This is a genomic window from Akkermansia muciniphila (genome assembly GCF_002884975.1).
Classification (GTDB): domain Bacteria; phylum Verrucomicrobiota; class Verrucomicrobiia; order Verrucomicrobiales; family Akkermansiaceae; genus Akkermansia; species Akkermansia muciniphila_C.
This window is the reverse complement of record NZ_PJKB01000002.1, coordinates 261,203-279,788: the sequence shown is the minus strand read 5'-3', so window position 1 is coordinate 279,788 and position 18,586 is coordinate 261,203. Positions and strand designations below refer to the sequence as shown.

The window sequence follows — 18,586 nt, the reverse complement described above, 5'->3', positions numbered from 1 at the left end:
AAGGGCCCCCGCTTACGCGGAGGCCCCCAGCTTACCCCAAACAACAGAAAAACAAGGAGCGGTTCCTTCAGGAATGCATGGACAGGGCGTGACGGTATTCCACCGGGAAGACCTTGACGAACCTGCCGCGCTCCTCCGGCCAGTTGTTCAGCAGGTCGCAGGCCCGGCGGCTCTTTGTGGCCATGTAGTGTTCATAAATGAGCTGGAGCAGTTCCGCCTCATCGGCTGAATGGGGCAGGACCGTTTCCAGGTCCACGCTGCCCAGGTTGCATTTCCGGTCAAAGTCGTTGTCCGCGTCGTACACGTAGGCCAGGCCTCCGGTCATTCCCGCGGCGAAGTTGACGCCCACCTTGCCGAGCACCGCCACACGGCCTCCGGTCATGTATTCGCAGCCGTGGTCGCCGATGCCCTCCACCACCATCGTGGCTCCGCTGTTGCGGATGGCGAAGCGTTCCCCGGCCTGCCCGTGCAGGAAGATTTTTCCGGACGTGGCCCCGTAGCCGATGACATTGCCCGCAATGACGTTATCCGACGGAGCATAGGAGATGGTTTCCGGAGGCCGCACGACGAGCTTGCCGCCGGAGAGCCCCTTGCCTACAAAGTCATTCGCCTCTCCCGTCAGTTCAAACGTGATTCCGGGAGCCAGAAAGGCGCCGAAGCTCTGCCCGGCGCATCCGGTGAAATGCACCGTCAGGGTGTCATCCGCCAGGCCGCGCGGACCGAATTTCATGACCAGTTCCCCGGAGAGTTCCGTGCCCACCGTCCGGTCCACGTTGCGGATTTCCCGGAAGAGTTCGCAAGAGGCACCCTTTTCCAGCAGGGGCCGCAGGTCCGGCAGCAAATGGCGGCGGTCGTAGTTGTCCAGCGGTTCCTTTTCAAAGGAGGGGTCAAACCGCCGCCCGTCTCCTTCCGCCGCATGCAGAATGGAGGAGAAGTCCAGGCGCTGCGCCTTGTAGAAGTCAATGGCCCTGTTCATGGAGAGCAGGTCCGTGCGGCCTACCGCCTCATCCAGGGAACGGAGTCCCAGGGAAGCCAGGATTTCACGCGTTTCCTGCGCTACGAAGCGGAGGTAGTTGATGACGTATTCCGGCTTTCCGCTGAATTTGGCCCTCAGGGCCGGGTCCTGCGTGGCAACACCCACCGGGCACGTGTTTTCATGGCACTTGCGGAGCATCGCGCAGCCCAGGGAAACCAGAACGGCGGTGCCGAAGCCGAATTCCTCCGCCCCCAGCAGGGCCGCCATCACCACGTCCCGTCCAGTGCGGAGCTGTCCGTCCACCTGAAGCCTGACGCGGGAACGGAGCTTGTTGAGCACTAAGGTTTGCTGCGTTTCCGCCAGCCCCAGTTCCCACGGCAGCCCGGCGTGCTTCACGCTGGTGAGGGGGGAAGCCCCCGTGCCGCCGTCATGCCCGCTGACCACCACCACGTCCGCATGGGCCTTCACTACCCCGGCGGCCACGGCGCCAATACCCACTTCCGAGACGAGCTTGACGGAGACGCGGGCTTCCGGGTTGGAGTTCCGGAGGTCGTAAATCAACTGGGCCAGGTCCTCAATGGAGTAGATATCATGATGCGGAGGCGGGGAGATGAGGCTGACGTTCGGCATGGAGTGGCGCAGCCGCGCAATGTACGGGTCCACCTTATGGGCCGGAAGCTGGCCGCCCTCTCCGGGCTTGGCGCCCTGGGCCATCTTGATCTGCAGTTCGGACGCGTGCCGCAGGTAGTTGATGGTCACGCCGAAGCGGCCGCTGGCTACCTGCTTGACCGCGCTGGAACGGATTTCTCCCCGGGCGTTAGGCTCGTAGCGCGCCTCATCCTCGCCCCCTTCCCCGGAATTGCTTTTCGCGCCGATTTTGTTCATCGCAATGGCGATGGCCTCATGCGCTTCCGGACTGAGGGAGCCCAGGGACATGGCCCCGGAGACGAAGCGGTGCAGGATGGAGTCCGCGCTTTCCACTTCCTCCAGCGGAACAGCGTCCGCGGGATTGAACTCAAACAGCCCGCGCAGGGTGCAGAGGTGCGCAGCCTGGTGGTTGCTGTATTCCGCGAATTCGCGGTACTTTTCCACGTTGTTTTCCCGCACGGCGGTGCGGAAGGCCTGGAGGGTCTGCGGATTCCAGAGATGGTTCTCCCCTCCCTTTTTATACTTGTACTGCCCGCCCGCATCCAGGGCTTCCTGTTGTGCGGTGGCGCCCGCGGCGCGCTGGCCGCATTCCATGGCTATTTCCTCCAGCCCGATGCCGCCTATGCGGCTGACGGTGCCGGGAAAGTATTCCTCAATCAATTCCCTGTTCAGCCCCACAGCCTCGAACAACTGGGAGGAACGGTAGCTGCGCAGGGTGGAGATGCCCATTTTGGACATGATTTTAAGCAGTCCCTTGTCAATGGCGTTGATGTAGTTGCTGGCCGCCTTCACTACGTCCAGCGGGCAGTCCTGGGGCGCGGCCAGGGAGGTGACCGTAGCCAGGGCCAAGTACGGGTTCACCGCCGTAGCGCCGAAACCCAGCAGCAGGGCAAAGTGCATGGTTTCCCGCGCTTCCCCCGTTTCCAGAATCAACCCGGCTTCCGATCTCAGCCCCGCATCCGCCAGCGCACGGTGCACCACGGAACAGGCCAGCAGGCTGGGGATGGGCAGATAACCGGGGCTGACGCTGCGGTCCGTCAACACCAGGATGCGCACGCCGGATTTGACCAGCCCCACGGCGGATTCCGCCAGGCTGGCGAGCGTTTCCCGCAGGTCTTTCCCGTTCCCGCCTTCCGGGAACTGCATGGAAAGCCTGGCGGACGGGAACCCCGCCTCCCGGATGCCGCAGAGGCGGTTGAGTTCTTCATCCGTAATGACGGGGCGCGCCATCTTGATCAGCCGGGCGTGTTCCGGCGTTTCTTCCAGAATGTTGGGATGGTTGCCTATGTACGTGGTGAGGCTCATGACCAGCTCTTCCCGGATGGGGTCAATGGGCGGGTTGGTCACCTGCGCGAACAATTGCTTGAAGTAGTTGAACAGGAGCGGGGCCTTCCCGGAGAGGACGGCCAGGGGAGCGTCGTTCCCCATGGAGCCGATGGGTTCCGCGCCTTTCATCATCATGGGCCGGATGATCAGGTCGATGTCCTCTTGCGTGAACCCGAACCGCCGCTGGCGCGCGGTGAGGTCCGGCATTTCCGCGGAAGCGGAGACGGAATCAAACAGGGAGCGGACGGAAATCTTGTTTTTCTCCACCCAGCGGCGGTATGGCATGCGCCGGGCCATTTCATTCTTGGTTTCCGTATCGGACACCAACCGGTGGTTCACCAAGTCGCAGTAGATCATTTCCCCTGGACGCAGGCGGCCGCGGCGCGCGACTTTTTCCGCGGGTATGTCCACCACGCCCGTTTCCGAGGCCAGAATGAATATGTCGTCCGTGGTCAGCGTGTAGCGGGCCGGGCGCAGTCCGTTGCGGTCCAGCATGGCCCCGGCGTTGACCCCGTCGGAAAAGACCACGGCAGTGGGACCGTCCCAGGGTTCCATCATGGCGGAGTGGTATTCAAAGAATCCGCGCACGTCCGGCCCCAGATGGTAGTTGGCGCCCCAGGCCTGCGGCATGAGCATGAGCATGGCGTGGCGCAGGTCGCGGCCGCCGGCCACCAGCAGCTCCACCATGTTGTCCAGGCAGGCGGAGTCGCTCTGGCCGGGGGGAACCAGCGGCAGCAGCTTCTGCATGTCGTCCCCCAGCAGGGGGGAGGCCAGATGCGGTTCCCGCACCTTCAGGTGGTTCAGGTTCCCGCGCAGGGTGTTGATTTCCCCGTTGTGGGCCAGGTAGCGGAAGGGATGGGCCAGGCTCCAGGTGGGAAAGGTGTTGGTGCTGTAGCGCTGGTGCACCAGGGCCAGGGGGGATTTAAAGTGCCCGCTGGCCAGGTCTTCATAAAATCCTTCAATCTGCGTACCCAGGAACAGTCCCTTGTATACAATGCTGCGGCTGGAACAGCTGCATACGTAGCAGCCTTCTACGCGCCGTTCCATGTCACGGCGCATCACGAAGAGCTTGCGCTCCAATTCCGCCTGGTCCGTGAAGCCGCTGCCGTCAATGAATAATTGACGGATCAGGGGGCAGGAGCGCCGGGCGTTGGCGCCGATGCTGTCCGGGTTCACGGGAACCTGTCTCCAGGCAATCACCGCGCCTCCATTTTCCGTGACGGCGGCTTCCAGTTCCTTTTCATGGCCGCTGCCGCCGAATATCATGGCGACTCCGTATTTCCCCCGCGCGGGAAGCTGGTTGGGAAGAGCCAGGCGGAAGAATTCATCCGGCAGGGCCAGCATGATGCCCGCGCCGTCCCCGGTTTCAGGATCGCTCCCCACCGCGCCGCGGTGCATGAGCCTTTTGAGAACGGTGATCCCCATTTCAATGATCTTGTGGCTCGGTTCATTTTTCAGGTCCGCCACCAGACCCACGCCGCAGGCGTCCCTCTCCTGTTCAAAGTCATACAATCCCTGCGGCGCGGGGATGCCTGTCTCGAATTGATCACTATTCATCAGTTTGCTGTTTCTTGTTTGGGTTAAGCTGCCTTCATTATAGCAAAAAGCGTGCCAACTTTTCTTCCAGGTCACACCGGAATGCCGGGACGGCCCCTGACAGCCCGGTTTTACAGGCTTTTTCCCGCGGCATCCTTCCGCCGCCCGTGGGCAGGGAAACGTACGGCAAGCTTCGGGATATCTCGTTTTTTTACATTTCCGTAAACACACTTTCCGCCTGTTTTTACATTTCCGTAATGCATTTCCAACTTCCATCCGGCAGTTCTCGCGGGGAACTTTCTTCCGAAATACACCAAAAGGCATTGATTCCCATTCCTTTAATCTTCATTTACACCATCCGCCCCCAGCGAGCCAAAAAAGTTGGCACGCTTCTTGCTAAGTAAAAGATGTAACAGTTAACCATGATGAGTGACTCTACCAGAACACAAGCCATCAGCGCCATCGCCTCCCTGCCCGTGAGCGGAGTGAGCGAGAGCGCCCCTGTCAGCATTGATTATTACGGCGCCGACGTTTTCAGCACGGAGGTGATGAAGCAGTACCTGCCCAAGGATACGGCCAAGACCCTTCTGGCCACCATTCAGGACGGCCTGCCGCTGAACGCGGACATCGCCGCGGACGTGGCCCATGCCATGAAACAGTGGGCCCTGGAACGGGGAGCCACCCATTACACACACTGGTTCCAGCCCATGACAGGCTCCACGGCGGAGAAGCATGATTCCTTCCTGGACCCCAGGGGCATGGAGGCTATCATGAGCTTTTCCGGCAAGAACCTGATTGTGAGCGAGCCGGACGCGTCCAGCTTCCCTTCCGGAGGCCTGCGCTGCACGTTTGAGGCCCGCGGCTATACCGCATGGGACCCCACCAGCCCCGCGTTCATCAAGCGCCACGGCAACGGAGCCACCCTGTGCATCCCCACCGCCTATTGTTCCTACACGGGTGACGCCCTGGACAAGAAGACACCCCTGCTCCGTTCCCGGCAGGCGCTGAGCAACGCCGCCAGAAGGCTGATGAAGTGCTTCAACCTGCCGGATTCCCGCGTGACCATCACGCTGGGGGCGGAACAGGAGTATTTCCTGATCGACAAGAATTTCTACCTGAACCGCCCGGACCTGGTCCAGACGGGGCGCACCCTGTTCGGCGCGCCGCCCGCCAAGCACCAGCAGCTGGAGGACCACTACTTCGGCTCCATCAAGCCCCGCATCCTGAATTTCATGAATGATGTGGAAACGGAACTCTGGCGGCTGGGCATTCCGGCCAAGACGCGCCACAATGAGGTGGCCCCGGCCCAGTTTGAGCTGGCCCCCCTGTTTGAGGACGTGAACCTGGCGATTGACCACAACATGCTGGTGATGGAAATCCTGCGCCAGCAGGCCAGCAGGCACGGCCTGGTGTGCCTGCTCCATGAAAAGCCCTTCGTGGGCGTCAACGGCTCCGGCAAGCATAATAACTGGTCCATCTCCTACGGGAACAAGAACCTGCTGGATCCCGGCACGGACCCGCAGCAGAACGCCATTTTCCTGACGGTGCTGACCGCCATTATTGAGGCCGTGGACAAGCACAGCGACCTGCTCCGGACTTCCGTAGCCAGCGCCGGGAACGACCACCGCCTGGGGGCGAACGAGGCGCCCCCCGCCATTATCTCCATTTTCCTGGGCGACCAGCTTAATGAGGTGATTGAGAATATCATCAATGGGGAAGCCGGATGCGGCAGACGGAACGACACGCTCAAGATCGGCGTGGATACGCTGCCCATCCTGCCCAGGGACGCCACGGACCGCAACCGCACCAGCCCGTTCGCCTTCACCGGGAACAAGTTCGAGTTCCGCGCGCCCGGTTCCGCCCAGTCCTGCGCCGGGCCCATGATCACCCTGAACACCATCGTGGCGGAGGCCTTCGATTCCCTGGCGGAAGAACTTTCCTCCTTCGCGCCGGAGACCTTCCTGGTCCAGCTTCAGGAAACGCTCAAGCGCCGGATTTCCGGACACAAGAGGATTATTTTCAACGGAGACAATTATTCCGAGGAATGGGTGAAGGAGGCGGAACGCCGCGGGCTGCCCAACCTGAAGAATACGATGAGCGCCCTCCATACCCTGGTCAATGAAAAGAACGTGGCCCTGTTTGAGAAGTACGGCGTGTTTTCCAGAAGGGAGCTGGAATCCCGGTTTGAGATTTTCCTGGAAGAATACCACAGGCGCATCCGCATTGAAGGGCGCCTGTCCTGGGAAATGGCCGCCACCATCATCCTCCCTGCCCTGCGCAATGAGTACAAGCAAACCGTTTCCGCGCTTTCCAGGGCGCTGGACGCCAAGCAGGACTCCGGCACTTCCGCCCTGCGGAAGCTGGCGGACAAGCTGGGCAATGCCCTGGATTCCATCGTGTCCGACCTGGATACGCTGGAAACGGCGCTCACGAGCTGCCATGAGGACATCCTTGCCGGGATGTCCCGATTGAGAACCAGCGTCGACGCAGCAGAAGCCCTGGTGAACGACCGGTCCTGGCCTCTCCCCAAGTACCGGGAAATGCTGTTCATCTATTAGGGTGCAGACGCCGCTCCGGAGCCGCGCCGCCCACCTGCGGGAAAGCCTCTTCCCGCGGCAGGCCCGGCAGGGCTCCGGAGCCTTGGCGCGCCCTGGTCCGGCCTGGATTTTCCCCGCCGTTTTCCGCCCCAACCCAACCCTTGAAAAATCCGCGTCATTGGCCGTAAAAAGACTTTCCTCAGGAGCCCTGCGGGCACTTAATTCCCCCGGCGGAAATCCACGGCCCGAACCCGCAAGATTCTTCCATCGCCATTATGCCTAAAGACACCTCCATCAAAAAAATTCTCGTGATCGGCTCCGGCCCGATCGTCATCGGCCAGGGTTGTGAATTCGACTACTCCGGCACCCAGGCCTGCAAAGCCCTCCGGGAAGAGGGTTATGAAGTGGTGCTGGTCAATTCCAATCCCGCCACGATCATGACGGATCCGGAGACCGCCCCGCGCACCTACATTGAACCGATCACTCCGGAGTTTGTAGAGAAGATCATCATCCGGGAGAAGCCGGACGCCCTCCTTCCCACCCTGGGCGGACAGACGGCCCTGAACTGCGCCATGGAGCTGTTCCGCAGCGGCGTGCTGGAACGGGAGAATGTGTGCATGATAGGCGCCAACGCGGACGCCATTGACCGCGGGGAGGACCGCAGCCTGTTCAAGGAGGCCATGATCCGCATCGGCCTGGACGTGCCGTGCTCCGGCATCGCCCACACCATGGAGGAGGCCCGGCAGGTTGCACGGGACATCGGCACCTTCCCCCTCATCATACGCCCCGCCTTCACGCTGGGCGGCATGGGCGGCGGCGTGGCGTACAACAAGACGGAGTTTGAGGAAATCTGCGCCCGCGGGCTGGACCTCTCCCCCGTATCGGAAATCCTGATTGAAGAATCCCTGATCGGCTGGAAGGAGTTTGAAATGGAAGTCATGCGTGACCGCGCGGACAATTGCGTGGTAATCTGCTCCATTGAAAATATTGACCCCATGGGCGTGCATACCGGGGATTCCATCACCGTGGCCCCCATCCAGACCCTGACGGACCGGGAATACCAGGTGATGCGGGACGCCTCCTTCGCCGTCATCCGGGAGATCGGCGTGGAAACGGGCGGCTCCAACATCCAGTTCGCCATTAATCCGGCCAACGGACGCATGATCGTCATTGAGATGAATCCCCGCGTTTCCCGTTCCTCCGCCCTGGCCTCCAAGGCCACGGGCTTCCCCATTGCCAAGCTGGCCGCCAAGCTGGCCGTGGGCTACACGCTGGACGAATTGCGCAACGACATCACGCGGGAAACTCCCGCCTGCTTCGAACCCGCCATTGACTACGTGGTCACGAAGGTTCCGCGCTTTACGTTTGAAAAGTTCAAACAGGCGGACGAGCACCTGACCACCTCCATGAAATCCGTGGGGGAAGCCATGGCCATCGGCCGCACGTTCAAGGAATCCCTGCAAAAGGCCCTGCGCTCCCTGGAAACGGGACGCTGGGGGTGGGGTTTTGACGCCAAGGCTCCCCGCAACGCGACGGCGGAGGAGATTGCCCGGAAGCTGGGCGTTCCCACCGCGGAACGCATTTTCTGGATACAGACGGCGTTCAGCAACGGCTTCACCCTGGAGGAGGTCCACCAGATCACCCAGATAGACCCCTGGTTCCTGGCCCAGATGCAGGACCTGGCGAAGGCGGGGGACCGCCTGGACACACTGGACCTGCGGGAAGCCAAGAAACTGGGCTTTTCAGACAGGCAGATCGCGCTGGCCCGCGGAACCACGGAAGAACATGTCCAGAAGGAACGCGTGGAACAGGGCATCATTCCCGGCTACCGCCTGGTGGACACCTGCGCGGCGGAGTTTGAGGCGTACACGCCCTATTTCTACTCCACTTATGGGGATGAAAACGAGGCGCGCGACACAGGCCGCAAGAAAATCCTCATCCTGGGCGGGGGACCGAACCGCATCGGCCAGGGCATTGAGTTCGACTACTGCTGCGTGCACGCCTCCATGGCCCTGCGGGAGCTGGGGTATGAAACCATCATCGTCAATTCCAATCCGGAAACCGTCTCCACGGACTACGATTCCTCAGACAAGCTTTTCTTTGAACCCCTGACACTGGAAGACGTGCTCCATATCTGCGCGCAGGAAAAACCGGACGGCGTCATCGTCCAGTTCGGCGGCCAGACGCCGCTGAATCTCGCCAACGCCCTGGAAGCCCACGGCGTGCCCATCATCGGCACCAGCCCGAAGGCTATTGACCTGGCGGAAGACCGCGAGCATTTCTCCGCCCTGCTGAAAGAGCTGGGGCTGAAGCAGGCGGACGCCGGAACCGCCACCAACGTGGAGGACGCCGCCGCCATCGCCGCGCGCATCGGTTATCCGGTGCTTCTGCGCCCCTCCTTTGTGCTGGGCGGGCGCGGCATGATCATTGTGTATGAAGAGAAGGAATTGCGCCGGTACATGACGGAGGCCGTGGAAGCTTCCGAGGAACGTCCCGTGCTGATCGACCGCTTCCTGGAAAACGCCGTGGAAATTGACGTGGACGTCATCGCGGACCGGGAACGTGCCGTCATCGGCGCCATCATGCAGCACGTGGAACCGGCGGGCATCCACTCCGGGGACTCCGCCAGCATGATTCCGGCCATGGGCATATCCATGAAAATGCACAAGGAAATCACGCGGGCTTCCAAGGAACTGGCGCGCCGCCTGAACGTCTGCGGGCTGATGAACATCCAGTTTGCCGTGAAGGAGGAACAGCTTTACGTGATTGAGGTCAATCCGCGCGCCTCCCGCACGGTGCCCTTCGTCTCCAAGGCCATCGGCAAGCCCCTCGCCAAGCTGGCCGCCCAGATCATGGCGGGAAAGACGCTGGAGGAACTGGGCTTTACCCGGGAAATCACGCCGGAATACCACTGCGTGAAGGAGGCCGTCTTCCCATGGGGCCGCTTCCCGGGCATCGACGTGGTGCTGGGACCGGAAATGAAGTCCACCGGGGAAGTCATGGGGATTGACCCGGACCCGGACATCGCCTTTGCCAAGTCCCAGATCAGCGCCTTCAACCCGCTGCCCGCGGAGGGCAAGGTGTTCATCTCCGTGAATGACCGGGACAAGGAGCGGGTGCTCCACATGGCCCGCCAGCTGGCGGACATGGGTTTCATCCTGTGCGCCACACGCGGCACGATGATCCACCTGCTCCAGCACGACATTGAATGCGAACGCGCCTACAAGGTGAACGAGGAGCGGCGCCCGAACATTGTGGACCACATCAAGAACGGGGAGATCAATTTCATCATCAACACTCCCGGCTCCCATGACGCCCGTGCGGACGACATTATCATCCGCTCCTCCGCCATCGCCACCAAAACGTCCTACTGCACGAACCTGGCCTCCGCCCAGGCCTGCGTGAACGCCATCGAGGCGCTGAAAAACCGGGACCTCCAGGTTCGCACCATTCAGGAATACCACGCTGAAACCCTTTAACCCCGCACCATACAGAATACCCATATCATGAGAGCCATTCTCGCACTGGAAGACGGCAGCGTCTTCATCGGTTCACACTTCGGAGCCACGGGCACGGAAGTGGGGGAAGCCTGCTTCAACACCTCCATGACCGGCTACCAGGAAGTCCTGACGGACCCGTCCTACAGCGGCCAGATCGTCACGATGACCTATCCCCTGATCGGCAATTACGGCATCAACCCGGAAGATTACGAGTCCGGCAAGGCGCAGGTCAGCGGCTTTGTGGTGGCGGAGCTGGCGAAGGTCCATTCCAACTGGCGCGCCACGGAGGCCCTGGGCCCCTGGCTGGAAAAGCAGGGCATCATCGGCATTGAGGGGGTGGACACCCGCAAGATTGCCAAGCACTTGCGCTCCGCCGGAGCCATGCGCGCCTGCCTCACCACGGAACTGACGCCGGAGGAAGCCGTGGAAGCCGCCAGAAAGGCCCCTTCCATGGAAGGGTGCAACATCGTGGACAAGATCGGCTCCCACCCCATGACGCCGGAGGAAGTGGACGCCCTGGTGACGGACCGGGAACTGCCCCCCGTGGAGTATGACCTTGTAGCCTTCGACTTCGGCATCAAGTACAACATCCTGCGCCAGTTGAGGGAAAACGGCTTCCGCGTGACCGTAGTCCCGGCACACACTACGGCGGAGGAGGTGCTCGCCATGAAACCGGACGGCGTTTTTCTTTCCAACGGCCCCGGGGACCCCGCTACGCTGACGGACATCCACCGGGAGGTGGGCGCCCTGATCGGTAAAGTGCCCATGTTCGGCATCTGCCTGGGACACCAGATCATTTCCCACGCGCTGGGGGCGAAGACCTTCAAGCTCAAGTTCGGCCACCGCGGGGCCAACCATCCGGTGAAGGACCTCCGCACGGGCAAAATCAGCATCACGTCCCAGAACCACGGATTCGCCGTGGACCCGGCAACCGTGCCTGACGACGTGGAGATCACGCTGATGAACCTGAATGACGGCACCGTGGAAGGCATCGCCCACAAGACGCTCCCCGTCTTCAGCGTGCAGTACCATCCGGAAGCCGCTCCAGGCCCAAGGGATCCCCAGTACCTGTTCCGCGACTTCAAGCGAATGATTGCATCCTGCAAACGATAAGCATCCCGCCGGCACGCCCTTCCCCCTTCAAGGACCACAGCATTTTCCTCGTCATCATGGGAACAATGCATTATTTTCAATAAAGGGCATGAATCATGCCTCCCTAACCAACAAACACCTGAAGTATACATTACATGAGCAAAATCGCATTGATCTCCGGCATTACGGGGCAGGACGGCTCTTTTCTCGCAGAGTTCCTGATCGACAAAGGTTATGAAGTTCACGGCATCCTGCGCCGCTCCTCTTCCTTCAACACAGGCCGCATTGAACATCTTTATCTGGACGAATGGGTCCGGGACATGAAGAAAAACCGGCTGATCAACCTCCACTACGGAGACATGACGGATTCCAGCTCCCTGATTCGCATTATCCAGACCGTGCAGCCGGATGAAATTTACAACCTGGCCGCCCAGAGCCATGTGAAGGTCAGCTTTGACGTGCCGGAATACACGGCGGAAACGGACGCCGTGGGCACCCTCCGCATGCTGGAAGCCGTCCGCATCCTGGGCATGGAAAAGAAATGCCGCATTTACCAGGCCTCCACCTCTGAACTTTTCGGGCTGGTGCAGGAAGTCCCCCAGAAGGAAACCACTCCGTTCTACCCGCGCTCCCCCTATGGCGTAGCCAAGCAGTACGGGTTCTGGATCACCAAGAATTACCGGGAATCCTACGGCATGTTTGCCGTCAACGGCATCCTGTTCAACCATGAGAGCGAACGCCGCGGGGAAAACTTCGTCACCCGCAAGATTACGCTGGCGGCGGCCCGCATCGCCCAGGGCATGCAGGACAAGCTTTACCTGGGCAACCTGAACGCCCTGCGCGACTGGGGCTATGCCAGGGATTACGTGGAGTGCATGTGGCTGATCCTCCAGCATGACAAGCCGGAAGACTTCGTGATCGCCACCGGGGAGATGCACACTGTCCGGGAATTCTGCACGCTGGCCTTCCGCGAAGCCGGGATCGAACTGGAATGGGAAGGCGAAGGCGTGGAAGAACGCGGCCGCGACAAAAAGACGGGCAACATCCTGGTGGAAGTGGACCCCAGGTATTTCCGCCCTTCCGAGGTGGAACAGCTGCTGGGAGACCCCACCAAGGCCAGAACCCTCCTTGGCTGGAACCCTACCTCCACTCCGTTTGAGGAGCTCGTGCGCATCATGGTGAAGCATGACATGGAGTACGTCAAAAATCCCGTCAATTGCTGAGATGGAAAAAAACAGCGCCATCTTTGTGGCCGGCCACCGCGGCCTGGTAGGTTCCGCCATCTGGAAAGCCCTGGAAAAGAAGGGGTATTCCAACCTGATCGGCCGGACGCACCGGGAACTGGATTTGGAAGATCCGGCGGCCGTCCGGGAATTCTTTGACCGGGAAAAGCCGGAATACGTCTTTCTGGCGGCGGCGTTCGTGGGCGGCATCATCGCCAACTCACGCTACCGTGCGGATTTCATCTTCCGCAACCTCCAGATCCAGCAGAACGTCATCGGGGAAAGTTTCCGGCACGGCGTATCCAAGCTCCTTTTCCTGGGGAGCACCTGCATCTATCCGCGAGAGGCACCCCAGCCCATGAAGGAGAGCGCCCTGCTCACCTCCCCGCTGGAATACACCAACGAGCCCTACGCCATCGCCAAGATCGCAGGCCTGAAAATGTGCGAGAGCTTCAACCTCCAGTACGGCACCAACTACATTGCCGTGATGCCTACGAACCTGTACGGCCCCAATGACAATTTCCACCTGGAGAACAGCCACGTGCTGCCCGCCATGGTGCGCAAGATTCATCTGGCCAAATGCCTGATGGAGGGAAACTGGGAGGCCGTGCGGAAAGACATGGCCGCCCGCCCCGTGGAACAGGTGGACGGAACGGCTCCGGAAGAAGCCATCCTGTCCGTGCTGGGCAGATATGGCATCACCCCCGGTTCCGTGGAACTGTGGGGAACGGGCACGCCCCTGCGTGAATTCCTGTGGAGCGAGGACATGGCGGACGCCTGCGTCCACGTAATGGAACAGGTGGATTTCAGCCAGTTGAAAGGGGAAGACCGGGAGGTGCGGAACTGCCATATCAACATCGGCACCGGAAAGGAAATCTCCATCGGCGGACTGGCTCGCCTGATTGCCTCCAAAGAAGGATACCGGGGAGAACTGGTGTTCAACGCGGACAAGCCGGACGGCGCCATGCGCAAGCTGACGGATGTTTCCAAGCTGCACTCCCTGGGCTGGACCCACCGGGTGGAACTGGAGGAAGGCGTGGAACGCATCTACCAGTGGTACCTGGACCAGGCGGAAGCCGCCGGACATTAACTTACCCGCCTCCGGCAAGCCCGCACCGTCCATGAGCCACCTTCCAGACAGTCATGATACGGCTCCAGTCAAACCCAGCCTGTGGGCGCTGAGCCCCCTGCTGGTTTTCTTCCTGCTTTACCTGGTTATCTCCGTAGCCGTACAGGATTTTTACGCTGTCCCGGTGACGGTGGCCTTTACGGCTGCGGCTGTCTGGGCAGTACTCATCACCCGCGGGAAAAGCATGGCGGAGCGGGTGGACCTGTTCTCCTCCGGCGTGGCCAACAGGAATATCCTGATGATGATCTGGATTTTCGTGCTGGCGGGCGCATTCGCCCAGTCCGCAAGGGATATGGGCGCCATTGACGCCACTGTGCAGCTTACCCTGCGCCTTCTGCCGGACAACCTGCTGCTCGCCAGCGTCTTCATCGCCTCATGCTTCATTTCCCTTTCCGTAGGCACTTCCGTGGGCACCATCGTGGCGCTGGCTCCGGTAGCCGTGGGATTGGCCGAAGCTACGCAGGCCAGCACAGGGATGATGACGGCCATTGTGGTGGGAGGCGCGTTTTTCGGAGACAATCTTTCCTTTATTTCAGACACCACGATTGCAGCCACCCGAACGCAGGGCTGTGCCATGCGGGACAAGTTCCGGGCCAACGTGAAGGTGGTTTTCCCCGCTGCCCTGCTGGCCCTGGCCTGTTATGTGCTGCTGGGCTGGCACGTGCAGTCTCCCCCCATGGGAGACGCCCCCATTGAATGGATGAAGGTTTTCCCCTACCTGCTTGTGCTGGTGACGGCCTTGGCCGGCATCCATGTAATGGCCGTCCTGACGCTGGGGCTGCTCGCCACGGGACTTGTCGGAGTCGGCATGGGGTATTTTTCCTTCATGGCCTGGTTCCGCGCCATGGGCGCCGGCATGACCGGCATGGGGGAACTGATCATCGTCACCCTGCTGGCGGGCGGCGTGCTGGCCCTGATCCGCCATAACGGCGGCATCGCCTACATCATTGGAAAAATCACGTCCCACATCCGGGGGCGGCGCGGGGCTGAATTCAGCATCGCGGCCCTTGTCTCCATGGCCAATCTCTGCACGGCCAACAACACGATCGCCATCATCACGGTAGGCCCCATCGCCAAGGAGATCAGTGACAAATTCCACATTCCGCCCAGGCGCAGCGCCAGCATTCTGGATACGTTCTCCTGCCTGGTCCAGGGCATCATCCCCTACGGAGCCCAGATGCTGATGGCGGCGGGCATTGCCCAGGTTTCCCCCCTCATGATCATGGAATACCTGTACTATCCTCTGATTCTGGGAGTTTGCTCCATTGCCGCCATCGCTCTGGCTCCCGGAAGGACAAGACGGCACAGGAAAAGCTGACGGACGCCCGGCCAACGTGGCTTAGCCACCGGGTTTCCGCTCCTTTTTGTTACCGACATGTTATCCTTGTTATCCGCATGTTACTCAACATATGGAGCTCCTGTGTTATCATATATGCATGAGCCTTCATATCGAACCCACAGAAGAAGCAGTAGACACGCTGCGCAAGGAAAGGCGGAAAAATTACATTGCCGCACTGGCGACATCCTTTCTCTCCGTCATTCTTGCCGGAGCCATTCTCTATTCCCTGACCATCATCATCGCTTCCCCGGAAGAGCCCAAGGTGGTAGGCTACATCACGCCTGACGATGCCCCCCCGGCGGATACGCCCCCTCCGCCGGAAGTGCAGAGGGAAACTTCCTCTTCCTCCCATGCGGAAACGCCCGTCAAGGTAGTGGTGGCCGCGGCCGCCGCCCCGGTCAGCCTCCCCAAAATTGACATTGATCCCCCGGACGAACCCGTCATGCTGGAGGAAGGGACCGCGCTTGGCATGGGAGACGGATTCGGCCCCGACCTGGGAGATTCCACTTCTGCATTCGGCACGTCCCAGCCTTCCGGCAGTACGCTGGTGGGGACCTTTTACGACGCCAAGCAGACGCCCGGAGGGCGTCCCACCAATATGAACATGGAGCAGTACCGCGCCTTTCTTTCCCGCTTTGTCAACAAAGGCTGGAATGAATCGGAGCTGAACCGCTTTTACAAGGCGCCCCAGCAGCTGTACGCCGCCCAGTTCTACATCCCCAGAACCCCCGCTAAAGACGCGCCCAAGGCCTACGGATGCGACGACAAGGTCAAACCCAGCCAGTGGCTTGCCATTTACCGCGGCAAGGTTCGCGCGCCCAAGTCCGGAACGTTCCGCTTTGTGGGCCTGGGAGACGACTATCTGGCAGTGCGGTTCAATAACCAGAACGTATTCGATTACGGCTGGGAATCCGCCTCCCTGGGAAAAATGACGGCGAACAACGCGCAATGGCTGGATGCCATGGAAGGCAAACCCGGCAACGATGCGCAGAAAAAGGAACTCAAGGACATCGGCATCAACGTTCCGCCCGTCACGTTCTACAAGTACGGCACTTCCGGACACTGGAACAACACCATGCGCGGCGTAGCCGCCGGCAAGCCGTTCACGGTGGAGCAAGGCAAGGTATACCCCATTGAAATCCTGGTTAGCGAAGGTCCCGGCGGGGAATTTGGCATGACTCTTCTTCTGGAAGAAGTGGGCGTGCCGCCCATGAGCAAGGACCCGAAGACGGGAGCTCCCATTCTCCCCCTGTTCCGGACCAATTACGGCGTACCAAAGCCGGACAAAAACAAGGAATACGTGCCGTTTGATGAAATCGGCATCGTCTGGGAATCCATCAAATAACCGGAAACGCACGATTATCCCTTCTCCATGCCCGCAGGCCTCCTGCGGGCATTTTGCTTGTGTGCCTGTAAAAGATGGCCTACGTTCCTTTTATTACCATGCAGCCTTTCCGCTTTCACTCCCTATACCAGCCCCGCATCTGGGGCGGCCAGTACATGAGAACCTTGCTGGGCCGGGAATTGCCCGACCGGGAAACGGCCTACGGGGAAGCCTGGGAAATCAGCGACCGTCCGGAAGCCATGAGCATGGTGCGGGAAGGAGAATGGGAAGGAATGCCCCTGCACCGGCTGTGGGAGGAACGGAGGGAGGAAATTTTCGGCCCCGGCTATGAACGTTTTCCGAGCTTTCCCCTGCTCTGCAAAATTCTGGATGCCCGTGAAAACCTTTCCGTCCAGGTGCATCCCCCGGAACGCACGGCAGCCGCCCTGAACGGAGAAGTTAAAAACGAAGTCTGGTACGTGCTGAACGCAGAACCGGACGCGCTGATTTACAGAGGTATGGAAGAAGACGCCACACCCGGAGACATCCGCCGCGCGGCGGAAACGGGCCGGATGGAAGCATTGATACGTTCCACCCATTTGAAGGAAGGCGAACACCTCTACATTCCCGCGGGCCTGGTCCACGCCATCGGCGCCGGACACCTCATTGCGGAAATCCAGCAGAACAGCGACACTACCTACCGTCTCTACGACTGGAACCGGACGGACGCTTCAGGAAAAGGGAGGGAACTGCATATGGACCAGGCTCTGGATTCCATCGCGGAATTCCGGGAACTCAGCCGTCGCCCCGGCTACCTGACCGAAATGCCGCATTTCACCATGGAGGAATACCGGCTGGACAGAGGGGCCCGGTTCACCCAGCCGGACGCTTCCCGCTTTGCCATTTTTACGGTTCTCCGCGGCTCCGTAACATGGGGCGGAAAAACGGCCCGGCAGGGGGAATTCATCCTTTCCCCGGTAGGCGCGGACGCCGTAACCGCCGCGGAGCCGGAGACCGTTTTGCTTTTAACAACGGTTTGAACAGGCCAATATGACAAAAAGCGTGAAGAATTCAGCACAAAGCTAAAGCTTTCACACTTTTTCGTTGCAAAGAAGCGAAGTGAATCTTAGCTTGAACTAAACTTTTCCCGCATCAGCGCCGCAAATCCCCACCCCCGGACAGCCGTATGAGCAATATTTCCACCATCGCCACTTATCTTGGCCGCGTTTCCGGACAGCTCCAGCCCATGCTGGAAAAAGTCCGGGGCATTGACCGCCGCACCTTCCTGATGGAAGCCGCCGCCCTGCTGGCCCTGACCAGTTGTTCGGAACCCTCCGGCAAAGCCGGAATGGCGCCCATGATCTCCTTCAAACCCTCCGGCGTTCCCCTGGTGAAGCGCTCCCCGCGGCAGCTGCTGGCGGAATGCAATGTGCACCCGATGTTCATGCCCAGCTCTTCCCCGCTGCGCCGGCGCTCCTCCCGGATGAAGCCGCGCTTCATCACCATGCACAATACGGAAAACCCGTCCGCAGACGCCATGCAGCATGCACGCGCCCTGAATAACGGCGCACTGCACTGCAACTGGCATTACACGGTGGACCCGTATGTAGCCATGCAGCACATCCCTCTGAATGAAACGGGCCGCCATGCGGACCGCGGCGGCCCCGGGGACCTGTACTCCATCGGCATTGAAATGTGTGAAAAACGCGGCCAGAGCATCGTGAAGACTTTTGACCGCGCTGCCAAGTTGGCCGCCTATAACATGTATGCCTACGATATTCCCCTGCGGAACGTCGTACCGCATTACTACTGGACCGGAAAGCGCTGCCCGCACCTGCTGCTGGACAACGGCAAGCCCGGCTTCAAATGGTCCTGGTTCATTTCCCGCGTGGATTATTACTTCCGCTGCATCAGCTGAACACAATTCCCGCCGCCCCACCGGCTCCGGGATTAAAG

At 60.6% G+C, this 18,586-nt stretch carries 10 protein-coding genes; 9 read left to right on the top strand and 1 reads right to left on the bottom strand.

Annotated elements, in window-relative coordinates:
• Nucleotides 1-67: 67 nt before the first annotated feature.
• Nucleotides 68-4,507: a glutamate synthase large subunit gene (gene gltB / locus CXU21_RS07225; RefSeq protein ID WP_102725593.1), complete on the bottom strand. Its 4,440-nt coding sequence runs from the start codon at nucleotides 4,505-4,507 to the stop codon at nucleotides 68-70.
• A gap of 404 nt (nucleotides 4,508-4,911) precedes the next feature.
• Here gltB and CXU21_RS07215 point away from each other — a divergent pair, with 404 nt between their 5' ends.
• The 9 genes from CXU21_RS07215 to CXU21_RS07175 all read left to right on the top strand — a co-directional run bounded on the left by CXU21_RS07215 (nucleotide 4,912) and on the right by CXU21_RS07175 (nucleotide 18,548).
• Nucleotides 4,912-7,044, top strand: a complete 2,133-nt coding sequence (locus CXU21_RS07215; protein ID WP_102725902.1) for a glutamine synthetase III — start codon at nucleotides 4,912-4,914, stop codon at nucleotides 7,042-7,044.
• A gap of 254 nt (nucleotides 7,045-7,298) precedes the next feature.
• Nucleotides 7,299-10,502 (top strand): carbamoyl-phosphate synthase large subunit, encoded by a 3,204-nt coding sequence (gene carB, locus CXU21_RS07210; RefSeq protein ID WP_102725591.1) that lies wholly within the window; start codon nucleotides 7,299-7,301, stop codon nucleotides 10,500-10,502.
• A 27-nt stretch (nucleotides 10,503-10,529) separates the two neighbouring features.
• Entirely contained in the window at nucleotides 10,530-11,636 is a 1,107-nt protein-coding gene (carA, locus tag CXU21_RS07205; RefSeq protein WP_102725590.1) for a glutamine-hydrolyzing carbamoyl-phosphate synthase small subunit, read from the top strand.
• Nucleotides 11,637-11,770: 134 nt separating this feature from the next.
• Nucleotides 11,771-12,838, top strand: coding sequence for a GDP-mannose 4,6-dehydratase (gmd, locus tag CXU21_RS07200; RefSeq protein ID WP_102711814.1), 1,068 nt, complete (start codon nucleotides 11,771-11,773; stop codon nucleotides 12,836-12,838).
• A gap of 1 nt (nucleotide 12,839) precedes the next feature.
• Nucleotides 12,840-13,928, top strand: a complete 1,089-nt coding sequence (locus tag CXU21_RS07195) for a GDP-L-fucose synthase family protein (protein WP_102725589.1) — start codon at nucleotides 12,840-12,842, stop codon at nucleotides 13,926-13,928.
• Nucleotides 13,929-13,959: 31 nt separating this feature from the next.
• On the top strand, nucleotides 13,960-15,285 hold the full coding sequence (locus CXU21_RS07190; protein WP_102725588.1) for a Na+/H+ antiporter NhaC family protein: 1,326 nt from the start codon (nucleotides 13,960-13,962) through the stop codon (nucleotides 15,283-15,285).
• A 118-nt stretch (nucleotides 15,286-15,403) separates the two neighbouring features.
• Nucleotides 15,404-16,651 carry a hypothetical protein gene (locus tag CXU21_RS07185; RefSeq protein WP_102725587.1) on the top strand — a complete coding sequence of 416 codons (1,248 nt, stop codon included), beginning with the start codon at nucleotides 15,404-15,406 and terminating at the stop codon, nucleotides 16,649-16,651.
• Nucleotides 16,652-16,749: 98 nt separating this feature from the next.
• The gene (locus CXU21_RS07180) at nucleotides 16,750-17,670 is read left to right on the top strand and encodes a type I phosphomannose isomerase catalytic subunit (RefSeq protein WP_180972706.1); all 921 of its coding nucleotides are present in this window, start codon (nucleotides 16,750-16,752) and stop codon (nucleotides 17,668-17,670) included.
• Between the two features lie 146 nt (nucleotides 17,671-17,816).
• On the top strand, nucleotides 17,817-18,548 hold the full coding sequence (locus CXU21_RS07175; RefSeq protein WP_102711824.1) for a peptidoglycan recognition protein family protein: 732 nt from the start codon (nucleotides 17,817-17,819) through the stop codon (nucleotides 18,546-18,548).
• Nucleotides 18,549-18,586 lie beyond the last annotated feature (38 nt).